The sequence below is a fragment of the Oscillospiraceae bacterium MB24-C1 genome (assembly GCA_030913685.1).
Classification (GTDB): domain Bacteria; phylum Bacillota; class Clostridia; order Oscillospirales; family Ruminococcaceae; genus Yanshouia.
In genome coordinates this window covers 70,205-87,254 of record CP133187.1, presented here as the reverse complement: position 1 = coordinate 87,254, position 17,050 = coordinate 70,205, and the positions used below count along the sequence as shown (strand labels likewise).

Below are 17,050 nucleotides of genomic sequence, written 5' to 3'. Positions count from 1 at the left end.
TTATCTATCGTAAACAGAAATTATCTGTTACGTTTATCCATTTTAGCGGCTGCAAAATTAAATATGGCCTGAATAATGCAAACCAAAATCACCAGCAGCACAACCGTCATGTACATAACGGTGGGGTTAAAGCGCTGAAAGCCGTAACTGTAACCGATTTTACCCAATCCGCCGGCACCCACAGCCCCTGCCATAGCGCCGTAGCCGATTAAGGTAATCGTAGTGATGCTTAATCCACGAATGATACCGGGGATGCTTTCAACCAACAAAACTTTTGTCACAATCTGAAAATTGGTCGCACCCATACAACGCGCCGCCTCAATAACGCCGACATCAATCTCCTCAAGTGACTGCTCGACCATTCGGGCAACAAAGGGCGCCGCACTGACAACCAGCGGAACAATGGCCGCGTTGTTGCCGATAATAGTGCCAACCAGTAGACGGGTGAACGGAAAAATGGCCATGAGCAAAATGATGAACGGAATGCTACGCAGCATATTGATAATCCAGCCAAAAACCGCGTGAAAGCCCTGACTTTCAGCGATGCCGCCCCGCTTGCTGACAAACAGTAAAATTCCCATCGGCAAACCCAGAATGTAAGCAAAAAGCGTGGAAAGTACCGTCATATAGATGGTGTCAATTGTCCCCTCTACTAACAGAGGAAAATACTTTATTATCATATCAATCATATATGTACCTCATATCCCAGCAGCAGTTTGGTGATATCACTTTTGGGTTGCTCAAAAATATCCTGTGTGTTACCACTCTCGATAATACGCTGCTCGTCGATAACGGCAACACGGTTGCAAAGCGCCTTGACCACGCTCATCTCATGGGTGATAATCAGGATGGTGACGTTTAATTCACGGTTTATGTCGCGCAAAAGCTGTAAGATGCTCCGCGTTGTCAAACTATCGAGCGCTGAAGTCGGCTCATCGCACAGCAGCACCTGCGGATTTGTCGCCAGCGCTCGGGCAATGGCGACGCGCTGCTTCTGCCCACCCGAGAGCTGTGCCGGATACGCTTTCGCCTTATCGGCCAGCCCAACCAGCTCCAACAATCGGGTAACGGTATGCTCAATTTCCGCTTTAGGTGTTTTATTCAACGTCAGCGGAAACGCCACATTTTCATAGACGTTTTTCTGCATCAGCATGTTGTAGCCCTGAAAAACTACCCCCATACTGCGCCGAGCTTCAATCAACTCGCGCCCTTTTAAATGCGCGGTGTTGCGGCCGTTGAGCAAAATGTCGCCCGAGGTCGGCTCCTCAAGCATCGAAAGACAGCGCAGCAGCGTACTTTTGCCCGCACCGCTCATGCCGATAACGCCAAAGATATCACCCTTGTTCACCCGCAAATTGATATTTTTCAGTGCGGTGACAGGGGGCGTCACTTCATCAAAGGTTTTGCAAAGGTCAATGATCTCTATCATACGTTCTAAGCTCCTTACACAATAAAAAAAGTCCTTGCAGAAAACATCTGCAAGGACGAAGCGGCAAAACTCCGTGGTACCACCTTGGTTCGCTTATTACTCACGCAATAAGCCTTCTCTGCTGCGGCAAAATGCTTACAGCACAGCACTATAACGGGTGCACCCGTCATGGACTACATATCGCCCACGCAACTCAGAAGCCATGTTCCGCCTGTATTGCCTGTTCTTTTGCACCAACCAAGAACTCTCTGCAAGGCGCCTCAAGCGTACTCTCCTCATCATCGTCTTTTTAATATGCTATCATTATACTCGGAAATTACATCTTGTCAATAGATTTTTTGTTTTGTTTTAAACATGATCGGTTTTATTCGCTCCATTGCGCTTGCTTTGCACCGCCATCATAACCGAAGCGCTGATGACAATCGCATACCCCAGCAGCGAATAAGCGTCCGGGTACTGTGCAAACATGATCATGCCCAGCACGGCAGAAAACAATACCTGAGAATATTCAAACACCGCAAGCACACGTGAAGGCGCGCGCTTATACGCAGCCGACATACAAAACTGTCCAATCGTCGCCGCTGTTCCCGCTCCCATCAGGTAGGCGAACTGCGCCCAAGTCATCGGAACATAGCCAAAAAGCAACGACGGTAAAAACACCATACAGGAAAAGGATGAAAACGCCAGCACAATGGTTTCGCTCTTTTCTCCGCGCAACTGCAAAAAACGAACCATCGTCACTGAAACGCCGGTTCCAAGTCCACTAAATGCGGCAAACAGCGCAGGGGTCATGGCTGCAAAATCGAAGCTGGGCTTAATCACCAGAATGCAGCCCACAAAAACCACCATTAGCGCCCCCCACTCAACAGGGCGCACCTTTTCTTTCATCAGCCACGCTGAAAATAGCAGAGTGAAAAACGGTGCGATCTTTGTTAAAATAGTTGCGTCTGCAATTATCATGTGGTCAAAAGAATAGTAGCAGGCTGCTAAAGCGGTGGTGCCAGACAATGCCCGAACAAACAGCGGCAGACGGTTGCGTTTTTGTACCGAAAAACCATTACCGCCTTTGCGCAGCATATAAACGGCCACTATAACCGAAACCAGGTTGCGAAAAAATGCCTTTTGCAGCGTCGGTAGATCACCGGACATTCTGACAAAAGTACTCATCAAGGCAAACGCCAATGCTGAAACCAACAAGAAGCCTATAGCAATCGAAGAAACACCCATATGGGCACATCTATCTTTAAAGGCACTGCGAATAGCTGCTCTTCTCATGATACTCTTTTCCTTTTTCATTACTCATCAAATCATTGTATCACCTTATGGCATATCAGTCAAAGAAATTGCAGACATATTCATGCCGAATTATAGGTTTTTATTGCGGAATTTGAGAATGCTTAAATCAACCTTATATTAGAGCGCTACAACTCACCCTCTCTATACAAATAAAATACATTTTTCAACTTTATTTTTACTTAATGCAATAAAATGGTCGCAAAATGACGCTATAATATAGAAGCAAACCCATATTATGTTTCTGCCACAGGCATGAAAGGAGCAACCAATGAATTCTTTTGTTCGGCGCGCGTTCGCAGCATCTTGCGCAATGGCGCTGGTATTCTCTCTTGCGCTGCCCGCAGCGGCCGATTATAGCAGCTTTGAGGCGGTCACCAGCCATGTCAATTTGAAAGTGCCGCAGACGCTGCAAATTACAAAACCTGCTGAGGATATCACCGTCTCTTCTCCTTATTATTACATCATGGGCAGCAGTGACCCCGGCCAGCCGCTCTACATGGGTAATAACAACTATGAAATTACTACTCGCGGCAAGCAGGGCAGCTTTGGCGTTTATGTTGCGCTGGCCTATGGAAAAAACCTCGTAAAATTTAATCAGGGAAACGAAACTGTGAGTGTGTATATCACCCGTTCCGATACGCCGTCTGCCTTGGCGCAGGCCACCACTGTTTCAAGTATGTTCCCTTCTTATAATAACGCCTATTTTGTCAACGATAAGGTTTCACTTTCATGTGTAGCACCGTCGGGCGCCACAGTGACAGCCACTGTAAAAAGCCGTACCATCACCCTTAAACAGGTTGCAGCGACGGCACAGGCCGGTATTGCGGCGCGTTTTCGCGGCGAATATATCATGCCGGACGCCGACGGTACCGTGAGCTTGGGTAATGTGACCTATACCATGACATATCAAGGCAAAACTGTCACCAAAACTTCTGCCGGTGAACTGATTACAACCGGCGTGGGTGACGCGCTGACCGTCCAGTGCACACAGGTTTCTGCAGCCGTCATCAAGGAACCCAACGGGGCCTATATCGCCACTGCCAAACTCGGCGCTGTGGATAACGTTATCGGCGGCAATGATTCATACTATCAACTTTCAATGGGCGGTTGGATCAGCCGCGCCAACGTCGCCCCTCTTGTTGGCAAATACAGCATCAAAAACCCCATTTCCTCTGTTAGCTTTACGCCAGAAAGCACGTCGGAGGTGTTTACCTTCAGCGGCCCCGTCAGCGCCATCGCCCAGAGTTGGCAGACCGACAACAAACTGGTAGTCAGGCTATTTAACACCAGCGGCCTTTCAGAATTTTCGACAGCAGAAAGCAAACTGTTCTCCGGCAGTACCGTTACTGCAAACGCTGACGGCTCCACCACCATCGAACTGCTGCTAAAGCCCGGCGCAACACTTTGGGGGCATGCCGTGCAGTATATTAACGGGGGCATACAGGTCATCTGCAAATATCGCCCCGTCCTGTCCGGCGACGTGAACAAGCCGCTTACTGGAATCACCGTTGCTCTGGATGCCGGACACGGCAGTGTAGATCCGGGCGCGCTGGGTATTGCGCAGCTGACCGGGCCAACTGAAAGTGCGATCAACCGTGCCACTGCCGAGGCTGTCAAAATTCAGCTGGAGGCGATGGGCGCAACTGTATTACTGCCCTCGCAGCTTGATCTCAACAGCCGCTTTAACGAGCGCATGCAGCCGGCCATCAGCGAGCGCGCCGACCTGTTCATTTCGCTTCATTGCAACGCCACCGCAGCCAACGCAAATGGTGGTAACGCGACCGGCATTGAGCTTTACTACTATGAAGGTATCGGCAAAAAGTTAGGCGAAAGCCTTATGTCCACGATGACAGCATACACAGGCAGGGCAAACCGCGGCGTGAGATACTACGCTTTCCGTGTGACGCTCAACTCGCTTGCACCCTCGGTATTGATGGAAATGGGTTATATGACCAACCCCTCTGACTACGATAGCCTTTGCAGCAAGGAAGGCGTCTATCAGACCGCACAGGCAGTTGGGGACGGCGTTTTAAACCTGTTAAAAGCTTGAGAATACCCCTTAATAATGTTACATAAAAAACCCGACCGGCTCCGTTTAGCGGAATCGGTCGGGTTTTATTGGCCGCTAAAAAGTTGCCTCACCGTATCAGAAACACCCTTATCATACCTTGACCTTGCCGTCATATTGCCGCACAAATCACCCGTGCTTTTCCGTAACGTGCTTCCCTTTCCGCACCATTCGTCTAGTTCTGGAGCACGGCCGCTATTACGCGTTATATTAAAAACTTCCGACCGCGCATCGTGTGCAGTCGGAAGTTTTTGATATTCGCCCACAACCATCGGGCGAAAAGCCTTTTAATTGCTATTCTAACACTTATTCGGCGATTTCAACCGATGTTGACTGAATCACCACGTCGGTTACAGGCTTGTCGTTTTCGCCGGTTTCTACACGGGCGATGGCATCAACAATCTCCATACCTGATAGGACTTGTCCGAAAACGGTGTGCTTATAATCCAGCGACGGCAGGCCGCCAACCTCTATATACTTGTCCACCGCAACAGCAAATCTCTCACGCACCTCATCGGTGACGCCCTTATCTCTGATAGCAGCAAGATTTGAATTAAGCTCTTCAATATAGGCCTGAAGTTCTTCATCGGTTACGTTGGGCTGTTTTTGCTTCTCCATCATCAGCATGCTCGCCTTGTAAAATTCAGAATTTTGCAGAATGTACTGCATTACTGCTTCGGCATTTTCTTCTGAGACACGATAACCGCTGTCGGGGTACTGTGTGGCGTCCTCCTGCACAATGAAAAATTGGCTACCATTGGTGCTGTAACCGGCGTTCGCCATCGAAACAGCACCGCGGAAATTATAAAGGTTGTCCGAAAATTCATCTTCAAAGCTTTCGCCCCAGATACTCTCACCACCGGTGCCATTCCCTTTGGGGTCACCACCCTGAATCATGAAATCTTCGATGACACGGTGAAAGGTGACACCATCATAATAGCCGTCCTTGCAGTGCTGCACAAAATTCTCCACCGCCTTGGGAGCCGCCTGCGGGAACAGCATCATCTTGATGTCGCCCATCGACGTGTGTAGCGTTACAATAGGTGTGCCGCTCTCAGGTGCTTCAAACTGGGGCAAATAACCGGCTTCCCATGTGTTTTCAACATTAGAAATGCCCGTATTGTCGCCGTTGCTTTCCGCCGCTGAAGATTCAGCATCAGAGGGCTGCTGCGCCTCACTCGAAGATCCGCCGCCGCAGCCTGCAAGCACTATACAAAACGCCGCCATTAGTGCCGTCATTCGTTTAAATTTCATCGTCGTACCACCTTAAATTGTTATTTTAACCGTCGTTATTTTATCACAATGCTACCCTTTTACCAATGACTATTTTTGATAAAATTTATGAATATATATCTGCTGCAAAGCCCATTCAGATAACAATGTGTTTTTTTATTTGACTTTTCTTAAATAATTACCGCCCGGCACTTAAAACCGGGCGGCATGTCGCTATTCCAAAATATAAACGTTGAGATATTTGCGCCCATTGAGGCAGCTTTCAACATAGGTCTCATAGAACAGGTCAAAGTCTATGACGTTCTGCATCAGCCCTATTCCAGTATCTGCTGCAATGGCATACCCATAAACAAAACTGTTATCTGGGCTAGTGATATACATTTTGGTCCCGTAGGGGATCTCGTTAGCGCGCACCGCGACATAACCATCGTACAGTGTCATCATGCTGGCACCATAAGCGCCAGTTCCCGCGCTGTACCCGGTACATATCTGGTTTGTGAGCACCTTTTTGTACCGTACCGGCACACCGTTGGCATCAAGCGGAATACCAAAGTCCAGATCAGAAACTGGATCAGAAGTTCCGCGCAGCACCAGCTGCGTGACAGGTTGACGGGTTACAACCATCTCACGCTGTTCACGCGCATGTAGAACACCGTCTACAATGCGGTCAACATAGGTGATGGCGCGTTCGCCGTTCTGCCCATTAATCAGCGTGCGGGATCGACCCTTTCGGATCAGGCTATTCTCCTTGTATTCCACTTCATAGGGAATGGGTTCGTGCACGACTGTTGTGGTCAGCTGCACCCGTTTGATGATAATATTGTCGTTTGGGGATAAATAAAGCACAGGCGAAATATTAATCTCATCAAATTCACCTAGCGTAATATCCTGCTGCCGAAGCAACTGCCCCACCGTGATGTCGGTGGTCATCAGCGCGCTGACCTTGCCGTCTACCTGAATGGTAACAGGGAAAGCGCGAGTGATGTTAATGACGCCCATTTTGCCTTCAAAGCCCGAAAAGTCTACAATGTCACATGCCATTGTAACAATTCCACTATCATTGAGAATTTTCTGTGGCTCGTGGCTCAGTGTATATTTTAGCGTCGTTACTTCCCCATCCCTGATGTAGACTGCCTTCATCTGTTTTGATATCAACAGAATAATCATGGAGAGTGAAATAGCCAATAGGCAGCTCCACAGCGCACGACTTTTTGCACTGTCGCACAACACTTGCACAACTTCGCGTAGTCGTCGTTTTACGTCTGTCATGGTTTCACCTTTTGTCATTTAGATTTTGGTTTAGTTTGTTTTATTGTACCTAAACTTTTACCATATTATTCATTTCGTAACTCTTTGTCAAGTTTTCACATAGTTTTAACTGAAATTTAAACTAGAAAACACCGTCATAAAAATACATTTTATGGTCATTTTGTGCTATGTTTCTTTAACTAATAGCGATTCCGATTGTTGTTTTTATATAAATCAAAGAATTATAGGCGGGTAAATATTCACAATAAATAAAACCGGTTAATTTTAGATTCAATTTTTCGCTTTATAATGCGGTTTTATACAAAAAAAACAGGATGCAGCGGCACAAAACCGCAGCATCCTGCCTTAATATCAGTTCAGTTGAAACGTCGATACCAATTCCTCGAGCAGCTTGGCCTGAGCTGAAAGCTCCTGTGCTGTGGCAGCGCTCTCCTCAGCCGAAGCAGAGGTTGTGCCGACCACTTTCGCAATCTGAGACATGCCCCCCTGAATCTGGCCCAAGGCAACGGCCTGCTCCTCGTTTGCCTGAGAAATGCTCTCTATGGTAGTCACCACTTCGTTGACAGCGGTAACTACATGCCGCATGACTTTAGCGGTTTCATCCGCCTTCTCGCTACCCGCTGCAATAGCGTTCAGCGAATTTTGTATCAGTACCGTCGTGTCGCGCGCCGCCTCGGCACTCTTGCCCGCCAGATTGCGCACCTCATCAGCTACAACAGCAAACCCCTTACCAGCAGTACCCGCTCGCGCAGCCTCAACAGCTGCGTTAAGCGCAAGGATATTAGTCTGGAAGGCAATATCTTCAATGGTACGATTGATTTTTTCGATCTTGCCTGATGCTTCGCTAATCTCGTTCATCGCCTTGATCATTTCGTCCACTCGCTGGTCACCCAAGGCAACCTCACGTCCGACAAGCTCAGACTTTTCAGAGGCGGAACGTGCATGTTCGGCCGTGCTTTTAACGTTGTGATAAACGCCATCGATAGTGCTGTTAAGCTCCTCAACCGAACCGGCCTGCTCGGTTGCGCCCTGTGCCAAAGATTGAGACGAGGCCGATATTTCGCCGGCGCTGTTGGTAAGAATTGAAGCAGCCTGATTAATTCTTGTCATGTTATCAATCAGCTTTTTCTGCACCTGAATCAGGACGTTCTTAATGTTAACAAAATCGCCTTTATAATTTTGCTGGGTTTGAGTTGTCAGTTTCCCCTCTGCTAAATCGTTGAGTATTCGATCAATTTCGCTAATATAGGCACGGAGGGAACTGACAGTTTCAACCTGTGCAAAGAATACCCGGCCAATTTCATCATCTTTTGTATAGGCGTAGTTCTCATCCAGTACATTTGAAAGGCCGAGATTGCCACCGGCCACCTGATCAGACAAATCGACAATACGCGTCAGTGGTTTGACAATACTGCGACGAACAAATGCCAACAGCAATAGATCGGCTATAATAAAAAGAATCAATCCGATAATTGCAGCTGCAACTGTTATGGTCAGGTTTTGCTGTTTAACGCTTACAAGATTTCTGCCGCTGAACAGCGAACCGACAACAGTACCTTGCAGGTTAAACAGCGGTTCATAATTGACCATGTATTGCGCGCCCATAAGATTGATTTTTCCTGAATAGCCTACCCTTTGGTTATTGACAACTTCATAGATATCCGGGGACATCTGGGTTCCGGTTTGGCGCACATTATCTACAACGATGGTGGTGGCAATTCGTGTATCATTTAAAAACACCTCAAAATCGGCACCACTTGTTGCCTTCAGGGCATCAATTTCACCTTGATCCTGCAGTGAGTTTGTCACAATAATGGCACCTACCACTTTACTGCCCTTATAGACAGGCACCGAAGAAATAGCCGCTAGATTATCTCCGTTGACAATATCCACGAAACTATTAAATGTTCCGTCAAGCGCCTGCTTAACATAATCTTGGTTTATTATGCTGTTAATCGCTTCACTGGAGGAATAAACCTGCTTACCGTCAGAGCTGACGATCAGAACATCAATAGGCTTATTTTTGCGATAGGGTGCAACCGCCTGAACATAACCATAAGGCCCGCCACTTGCCAGCGCGCTCGACAACGGTGCCGAGCCCGACAATTCTGCTGTTATATTTGTGGCTTCACCAATTTTGTCATCCTTCAATGCGATGATGGCATTAATATTATAATTACAACTTGACAAAAAATCTTTTTCTAACAAATTCATGTTAAATACACTGACAAAACCAACTATTACCGCCATCATAACCATCAGACCAAGCGAAAAAATTACGTTGAGTCTGCTGCCAATGCTCCTGCCTTTGCTTTTTTTAAGTTTTGGTTTTTTTTCAGCCGCAATCCGCTTGACTTTTTCACGTTTAGCTGTCTTCTTGGCGCCTTTGATTTTAAACATGCTGTTAAGTACCCTCTCTTCTGACCGACGAGGCTTTGCCCGCGCTCAATATTTTGTCTCTATTGGCTCAAATTGTCAAAATATATACTACTATAACTGGGTGAAATTTGCAATAGTATTGGGTTTAGTTACCTTTTTTGTAGCATTATGCACAAATTAATAAGCCTTATTTTCTTTGAAAAAGCCCAATATTGGACTCCTGGCACACATGGAAAATGAAATCCGTTATTGCTGTCCACAAAAAATGTATTGTTCATTTTATCGCTTTAAAATACGGTTTCAACACCTTTGCGAGCTTAAATCATGTAATAATCGATCTCCAATATGTATTTTAAACACCATATGAATCATAAACCAGCCAAGTTGTGTGGCTATTGGAACGCGCTGTACAATATTCACAAAACTGTTTCCGATAGACACCAAATGCACAGCATTGGCCCACCTTGTAAACATGACAATTTATTAGGTGGAAAACACAGCAGAATATGCGCAGTACCTATATTAAAATTCTAATTAAAAAGTCAAGAGAAGACGCTCCAGCCGCCAATCACTCAATATTATTAGATAGTAGCAAATACAAAGGCATAAAAACAGGCCGCTTTAGCGGCGGCCTGCAAAAGTAATGCGGTTGGCAAATCTTTCAGTACCTCTTGAGAGGTTGCCAGTAATATACCTTTTTAGGGCTGGTGCATACCACGCATTTAAAGCGTGATTTAGTTCTATAAAAATAGTAACCCCCGGCTATGCTGAAGTGGTAAAAAGATAGTAGACACAAAAAAGCGTGTCTACTATCTTTTATTTATATAGCATTAAAAGGGGATTCAAAATGCCAAAAGGGTACAAGTTCTACACCGCATCAGAAAAACTGGCAATAGTCAAGCGCTATATAGCAGGAGAACCTTACAGGAAACTGAGTAAGGAGACAGGAATCAGCGCAAGCAGCATTAAGAATGGCGCGGGCAGTATCTGAAAGACGGCATGGAAGTACTGGAGCCTAAAAAGAAACCTGGTAACCCACTCAGTAAATATACCCGCAAAAAGGAACTAAGCCGCGAAGAGGAATTGGAATATCAAGTTGAATTACTCAAACGGGAATTGTTGAAAAAAGAAGCTGATGTAGTAAGATTAAAAAAATCTATCGAACTGAAAGGGGGCGGTGCAAAAAGAAGGTGATACAGCAAATCTATGGTTTTATACAGGAAAAAAGCAAAGAGCTCTCCATAACGGAATTATGTCAGATGAACGGCGTATCGCGTTCAGGGTACTACAAATGGTTGGCACGAGGCAATCGACCTAACCGCTATGAAAAATCACAGAGAGATCTGGATCAGCTTGTACGCGACATCCATGCTCACTATCCGTCTATGGGCTATAGGCAAATCCGTGATACCCTATTGTTGCAAACCGGTTGGAAAGTGTGTGATATTTCTGTTTGGCAATCCATGCGTCGGCTTGGTATCAAAGGATACGTGCGTAGGGGTAAGTTCCGCACTAAATCTGGAAAAGAGCATGAATTTGTTCCAAATATTTTGAGCAGGGAATTTTGCTCCGATTTGCCCTTGAAAAAGGTGTGTTCCGATATCACCTATATTAAACATAAAGGGCAATGGTTTTATCTTGTCTGTTTCCTTGATCTTTTTAACAACGAAATTGTCGAATGGCAGCTGAGCAAATCCTTCGACAACACTTTCGTGCTCCAAGCCGCTCGCAGACTCCTGGAAAAAGCTAAATGTACCGGTTGCCCTATCCTTTTACACAGCGATCAGGGCAACCAGTACATTTCCACGGGATACCAAACTCTACTTAAAAAATATGGTGCGATCCAAAGTATGTCTAGGGCTGGCAACCCCAGAGATAACGCTGTGATCGAAAGCTTCTTTGGTAGGTTCAAAGATGTTTTGCGTTTTCAGTTTCACTACTGGCTTGCTGATGACCTTTCTTCCGTCATCACAGACGCAATCGCTTATTTTAATACCATTCGTCCCCTCCGCAAACTAAGCGGAAAACCACCTGTCCAATTCAGAATTGAACAGGCAGTTTAAGTTGAGCTTTATTCTGTCTACTTTCTATTGACTATTTCAGCATAGCCGGGGGTTACTATTATACGTTTATCGCTTACAATTTAAGCAATTAATATTTCACAACTTGCCAATTGCAAGTTCTCTTTTAAATTGATTGTACAATTATTTGCTCTCTTCGCTACGCACGATCTCTAGGTAGGAGTAGAGGGTGCCCTTGGAGATGTGCAGAAATTTGCAGATTTTTGTACTGGACTTAGAGATAAGAAAAACACCCTTCTCATCAAAATAGCGGATGGCATCCAGTTTATCGCTCTTATCCATTTCCGAGGGCTCTTTGCGGGAGCGCTCCCGGTAGCGCTCTATGTGATAATCCACCAACTCACCTACGTTTTGGGCAAACACTTCCTCAGGGTGATTCTCTATCACATTCGAGGTGGTCAGCTCGCTTAGAACAAAGGAAACCGACTGCAAAGCGGTGATGTCTGTATTGATGCACAGACATCCAACAATTCGCCCATCGTCATCATTGATATACATAGAAGAGGAGCGCAAGATACGACCGTCCTTCAGGTAAGTTAGATAGCCAAAGGTATCATGCTTGGATCTGCACGGATCGGCCCTAAGTACCTCCAGCCCAAGGTTGCTACCACAATCCCCCACCTTGCGCCCAGTGATGTGACCGTTCTCGATGCCAACAATTGTACGCTCGTAGGTTCCGGTGAGATCGTGCAGCACGATCTCGGAAGTAGAGCCGAACTGTACGGCTAGCATCTTTAGTAAACGCTGATACATATCCAAATTTCTGTGAAGCTTATCCATTATGCTCCCTCCCAATTTTGGAAAAAATGTTTATGTCATCATAACATAGCAGGTTCAGGAAGTAAAGAATATTATTTCAATAATTAAAATTTGCATTTAAAATAACAAGAAAAAAATTCTTTATTTAGCTCATTACTTCGTAATTTATTTGTCTAATTTAACAGTTTTGAATTAGATTTTTAAACATATTGTCGAAAATTAGAATTTTTGTTCAAAAAATTAAGAAAACTATTGAAAAAAATTATTTTAACTAATATACTCAAACCAAGCAAGGCTACCCTGTGTGGACTGCTTTGCCTGAAAAAGAAAAAGGAGTTAGAGTCATGAAAAAGATTATCGCGCTTGTTCTTGTAATGAGTCTGCTGGGCATGATGCTAACCGCTTGCGGCGGTACGGCTACCAGCACTCCCGCCTCCTCCACTGCAGGTGAGACCAGTGCAGGTGAATCCACCGCTGCTGAGAAGTTACCCTCTTACAATTTTCAGCTGGGCTACAACACGGTGGAGGATTCTGTTCGCGGCGTGATGGCCAACACCTTTAAGGAATATGTGGAAAAAACCAGTAACGGCCGTATCACGGTGGACTGCTTCTCTGCAGGAACTCTGGGCAGCGAGTCCGAGATGACCGAGATGGTCAAGCTGGGTACTCTGGATTTCTCCCTGCCCGGCATCTCAAACATGTCTACAGTCGATCCATCCTTCTCCGCTATCAGCCTTCCTTTCTTAGTAAAGGACTTTGAGGAGGGTCATGCACTGCTGGATGGTAATCTGGGTAATCGCTTCAAGGAGATAGCCCAGAATTACGGTTACAAGATTCTGTCCTTCGGCGATCTGGGTATGGCGCAAATCACCAACAACAAACGCGCCATCAACAGTGTGGATGACATGGCCGGTATCAAGATGCGCTCCCCCAACGAGGCGGCCTCCATCAAGACCTTTGAGAGCATGGGCTGCTCTGTGGCCACCGTTGCATTTTCCGAACTGTATCTGGGGCTGAGTCAGGGCGTTGTGGATGGACAGTTCAACCCGCTGGACGCCATCTATCAGCAGAAGTTTTACGAAGTGCAGGATTATCTTGCCATCACCAACATCTTTTACTACGCCATTAACTTTATTATGAATGATGAAAAGTTTGCCGGCTACGACGCGGAGACCCAGAAGATTCTGCTGGACGGAGCGCTCGCTGCTCAGGAGGCTGGCCGCGCCTACGCTTCCAATGCAGATGCCACTTACTTAGAGAAAATGCAGGGCGAATTCAAGGAAATTACAACGCCGGATACCGCACCTTTCGCAGAGAAGGTCTCCAGTGTGTACGATAATTTTGCCGAGACAGCGGACAGCAAAATTGTTGAGATTGTCAAAGACATCCGCGGCTAAGCTGATTTCTGAAATGTAGCTTTAACGGTTTGGAGTTGGTGAGGATGGTCCCACCAACTCCAAATTTAAGTTACAACAGATGACAGCCAATAAAAATGTGAGATGATTAAATTTTATAAGTAAAGGAGGCAAGTGTCTTGAACATCGTAACTGCGATCGACAGCGTGATCGAGAAGTTCACCCGCCTTTTGAGCGGCTTAGGCGGAATTCTAATGGCCGTGATGACCTGTTTCGTTTTTGTAGACGTGACCTGCCGCTATATCTTCAAGACTCCTGTAGTTATCTCAAACGAAATGACCAACATCTTGTTTCCCTGGATTGTAGCGCTGAGTGCGGTGTCCATCGCCCGCAACAATGGCAATACCGCTCTTACCTTTATTAAGGAGAAGTTCCACGGGGCATTTCGCCACTGTCTGGAGATTTTGGTCTATCTGGTGATGATATACTTTTCGACCATGATGACTAAAGCTGCATGGCTCCTGTGCTATCAGCTGCGTCGTGAGATCTTAGCACTGACCCGGGTCAGCAAGGTTGCGGTCTATGGCTCCATGCTCATCTGTTTTGGGGGCATCACCCTAGTGGTGACCTGGAACCTGATCAAGTACATCTACACGGAAGTGTTGAAATTAGGAGGTGAAGCAAGATGATTGCTGTAATGTTTATCGTGTTCGCATTGATGGTGGCCATTGGCGTTCCCATAGCGTTCAGTATGGGTACCGGAGCTATGGTTTTTATGCAGGGGCAAGGGATAAGCGTGGCGGTCGCCGCACAGAAATTTTTCTCCAACACCCAGTCCTTTTCGTTTCTCGCTGTACCCTTCTTTATACTGGCCGGAAACCTGATGGTGGAGTCCGGTATTGCAAAAAAACTCATCAACTTCGCCAGCGTCTTGGTGCGCCAAATGCCCGGCGGTTTGGGCTGTGTGTCGGTAGTTACCAGCATGATCATGGCAGGCATGTCCGGTTCTTCTGTAGCGGATGCCTCCTCGGTGGGCGCTATCCTGATCCCAGAAATGAATGACCGCGGCTACCCCAAGTCCTTTTCGGCGGCTATCAATGCCACCAGTTCGGTGGTTGGTATCATTATTCCACCCAGTAGTACTATGATCGTCATCTCCTACATCACCGGTTTGTCTGTAGCAAAGATGTTTCTGGCGGGTGCCATTCCCGGCATCCTAATCGGCCTGGGCTATTTGGCCACCACCGTCTGGATGGCTAAGCGCAACAACTATCCCCGTGAGGAAGCTGCCAAATGGCCCGAGATCTGGGCTGCCAGCAGGGACGCCGCCTGGGCTATCCTGTTCCCGGTATTTATGCTTGGCAGCATCGTACTGGGCATCGCTACCCCCACTGAATCCGCCTCCATCTGCGTGGTGTACGCCCTGTTCCTTGGTTTGTTTGTCTATCGAAGCCTCAATCTGAAAAAAATTTTCAGGGCACTGGAGGCTTCGGCTATTGGCACCACCGTCGTAATGATGGTAGTCTGCACTGCCACCATCATGCAGTGGATTTTGGTAAGTAATAACATTCCTACCATGATTGCTAAGACGCTAATCAGCCTGAATCTTCCTAACTCCCTGCTAATGCTAGTGATGGTACTTATTCTGTTTTTTGCCGGTATGGTCATGGACAACGTGCCAAACCTGTACATTTTCCTGCCTATCTTCATGCCCATCGCTACTGCCATTGGGGTCGACCCCATCCAGATGAGCATTGTCTGTCTATGTGCGCTGGCCTTGGGCCTATTCACGCCACCGGTGGGTACCACGCTGTTCATCTCATGTAACATTGCGGAGATCAGCATTGAGGAATGCACAAAGGATCTGGTGCCCTTCTTCATCACGGGCGCCGTGGTGATTTTACTGGTAGCCTATTACCCGCCGCTGACCATGTGGCTCGCAAACATGATGTGAGCCTTCCGATAACTATGATGCGGCTGCGAAAGGCAGAAAGGAAAAAATATGGAGCAATATCTGGCTTTGGCGCGGCGCTTTTTTGAAGAGATGATCCGTTTTGAGACGGTGAATCCGCCCGGCAATGAGCAGCCGCTGGCAGAATATGTGACAAGCACCATGAAAGCCTACGGCTTTGACACACAGGTTCAGCCGGTGGCCCCCGGACGAGCCAACGCTTTGGTGCAGTTGGGCAACAGCCCCAATAAGCTAATTTTTAACGGACACCTTGATGTGGTACCCGCGGGAGAGGGTTGGAAACATGACCCCTTTGTACTGACTGAAGAGGACGGTCTGTTATATGGTCGCGGCGCCTGCGACATGAAAGGTGCACTAGCGGCTATGATGGCGGCCGCCATCAAAATCAAGCAGGAGGGCACCCTGCGCGGGCAGGAGTTAATACTGCTTTTCGTGGCAGACGAAGAGATCGACGGTGCCGGGGCAAAAGCATTTGTTCGCAGCTTTGAAAAGGGCAGTCGCAATTGGGTGATCATTGGCGAGGGTACCGAAAACCAGTTGCATGTGGCCCACAGGGGCGTAGTACGGTTACGCATTACCCTGACGGGTCGTCAGTGTCACGCCGGACAACCGGAAAAGGGTATCAACGCGAATACTATGATGGCGCGCTTTTTACTGGCGGTAGACCGGGTAAACCAGGAAAAGCAGAGTCTGCATCAGCAGGTGCTGCCGCCGCCTAGCGTTTCCGCTACCCGCGTAAACGGCGGTATCAAGGATAATGTGGTGCCCGGTAGCTGCGAGACGGTGCTGGACTTTCGCACTGTACCCGGTGAGACGGCCCAAAGTCTGGTAGCGCAGATGGACGAACTTTTGCACCGTCTGTTTCAGGGACAGCCAGAGGTGAGCTGGGGCATCGAGCCTTTTATTGAGGTGAAACCCGGCATGACTGAACCTACCGCGCCACTGGTGCAGGCGACGACCCGGGCCTACCATGATTTGTTCGGGACAGAGCCTCAGATCACCTATTTTGGTGCCTGCTGTGATATGAGTTGTTTCACCGCCGCCGGATTTGAAACGATCCTATGTGGGCCCGGGAGCCTGAACCAAGCGCACACCGTTGACGAATTTGTCTCAAAGGAACAGTTTGAGCAGGCGGTGGCACTATACGAGCGGATTGTTCTGGAAGCACAGAAGGGACTGGCTTGAGATGTGAATACACTGCACACGCTG

At 47.3% G+C, this 17,050-nt stretch carries 14 protein-coding genes and 1 other annotated feature; of the genes, 7 read left to right on the top strand and 7 right to left on the bottom strand.

Annotation, left to right across the window (positions count from 1 at the left end; translation table 11 throughout):
* Positions 1-20: 20 nt before the first annotated feature.
* The 3 genes from RBH76_00430 to RBH76_00420 form a co-directional block, all read right to left on the bottom strand.
* Positions 21-689, bottom strand: coding sequence for a methionine ABC transporter permease (locus RBH76_00430; GenBank protein WMJ83924.1), 669 nt, complete (start codon positions 687-689; stop codon positions 21-23).
* Positions 686-1,429 carry an ATP-binding cassette domain-containing protein gene (locus RBH76_00425; protein ID WMJ83923.1) on the bottom strand — a complete coding sequence of 248 codons (744 nt, stop codon included), beginning with the start codon at positions 1,427-1,429 and terminating at the stop codon, positions 686-688. The genes RBH76_00430 and RBH76_00425 overlap by 4 nt, the downstream gene beginning before the upstream one ends.
* Before the next feature lie 48 nt (positions 1,430-1,477).
* Positions 1,478-1,720: a binding site (T-box leader), on the bottom strand.
* Positions 1,721-1,777: 57 nt separating this feature from the next.
* Positions 1,778-2,704 carry a DMT family transporter gene (locus RBH76_00420; GenBank protein ID WMJ83922.1) on the bottom strand — a complete coding sequence of 309 codons (927 nt, stop codon included), beginning with the start codon at positions 2,702-2,704 and terminating at the stop codon, positions 1,778-1,780.
* A 289-nt stretch (positions 2,705-2,993) separates the two neighbouring features.
* On the opposite strand from RBH76_00420, the gene RBH76_00415 reads away from it, so the two are divergent.
* Complete coding sequence (locus tag RBH76_00415; GenBank protein ID WMJ83921.1) at positions 2,994-4,775, top strand: N-acetylmuramoyl-L-alanine amidase; 1,782 nt, start codon at positions 2,994-2,996, stop codon at positions 4,773-4,775.
* 324 nt (positions 4,776-5,099) lie between these two features.
* Here the strand turns inward: RBH76_00415 and RBH76_00410 are convergent, their stop codons facing one another.
* The 3 genes from RBH76_00410 to RBH76_00400 form a co-directional block, all read right to left on the bottom strand.
* Complete coding sequence (locus tag RBH76_00410; protein ID WMJ85173.1) at positions 5,100-5,870, bottom strand: peptidylprolyl isomerase; 771 nt, start codon at positions 5,868-5,870, stop codon at positions 5,100-5,102.
* 369 nt (positions 5,871-6,239) lie between these two features.
* Complete coding sequence (locus tag RBH76_00405; protein WMJ83920.1) at positions 6,240-7,295, bottom strand: G5 domain-containing protein; 1,056 nt, start codon at positions 7,293-7,295, stop codon at positions 6,240-6,242.
* 351 nt (positions 7,296-7,646) lie between these two features.
* Positions 7,647-9,695 carry a methyl-accepting chemotaxis protein gene (locus tag RBH76_00400; protein WMJ83919.1) on the bottom strand — a complete coding sequence of 683 codons (2,049 nt, stop codon included), beginning with the start codon at positions 9,693-9,695 and terminating at the stop codon, positions 7,647-7,649.
* A gap of 978 nt (positions 9,696-10,673) precedes the next feature.
* Here RBH76_00400 and RBH76_00395 point away from each other — a divergent pair.
* Positions 10,674-10,868 (top strand): hypothetical protein, encoded by a 195-nt coding sequence (locus RBH76_00395; GenBank protein ID WMJ83918.1) that lies wholly within the window; start codon positions 10,674-10,676, stop codon positions 10,866-10,868.
* Positions 10,865-11,737 (top strand): IS3 family transposase, encoded by an 873-nt coding sequence (locus RBH76_00390; protein WMJ83917.1) that lies wholly within the window; start codon positions 10,865-10,867, stop codon positions 11,735-11,737. Before RBH76_00395 ends, RBH76_00390 begins: the two co-directional genes overlap by 4 nt.
* Positions 11,738-11,878: 141 nt before the next feature.
* Here RBH76_00390 and RBH76_00385 read toward each other — a convergent pair whose 3' ends face one another.
* A complete protein-coding gene (locus RBH76_00385; protein ID WMJ83916.1) occupies positions 11,879-12,535 on the bottom strand; it encodes a helix-turn-helix transcriptional regulator in 657 nt (218 codons plus the stop codon).
* Positions 12,536-12,858: 323 nt separating this feature from the next.
* On the opposite strand from RBH76_00385, the gene RBH76_00380 reads away from it, so the two are divergent.
* The 4 genes from RBH76_00380 to RBH76_00365 all read left to right on the top strand — a co-directional run bounded on the left by RBH76_00380 (position 12,859) and on the right by RBH76_00365 (position 17,026).
* Positions 12,859-13,911, top strand: a complete 1,053-nt coding sequence (locus RBH76_00380; protein WMJ83915.1) for a TRAP transporter substrate-binding protein — start codon at positions 12,859-12,861, stop codon at positions 13,909-13,911.
* Between the two features lie 137 nt (positions 13,912-14,048).
* Positions 14,049-14,558 (top strand): TRAP transporter small permease, encoded by a 510-nt coding sequence (locus RBH76_00375; protein ID WMJ83914.1) that lies wholly within the window; start codon positions 14,049-14,051, stop codon positions 14,556-14,558.
* Positions 14,555-15,823 (top strand): TRAP transporter large permease, encoded by a 1,269-nt coding sequence (locus RBH76_00370; protein WMJ83913.1) that lies wholly within the window; start codon positions 14,555-14,557, stop codon positions 15,821-15,823. The genes RBH76_00375 and RBH76_00370 overlap by 4 nt, the downstream gene beginning before the upstream one ends.
* A 48-nt stretch (positions 15,824-15,871) precedes the next feature.
* A complete protein-coding gene (locus RBH76_00365) occupies positions 15,872-17,026 on the top strand; it encodes a M20 family metallopeptidase (GenBank protein WMJ83912.1) in 1,155 nt (384 codons plus the stop codon).
* Positions 17,027-17,050 lie beyond the last annotated feature (24 nt).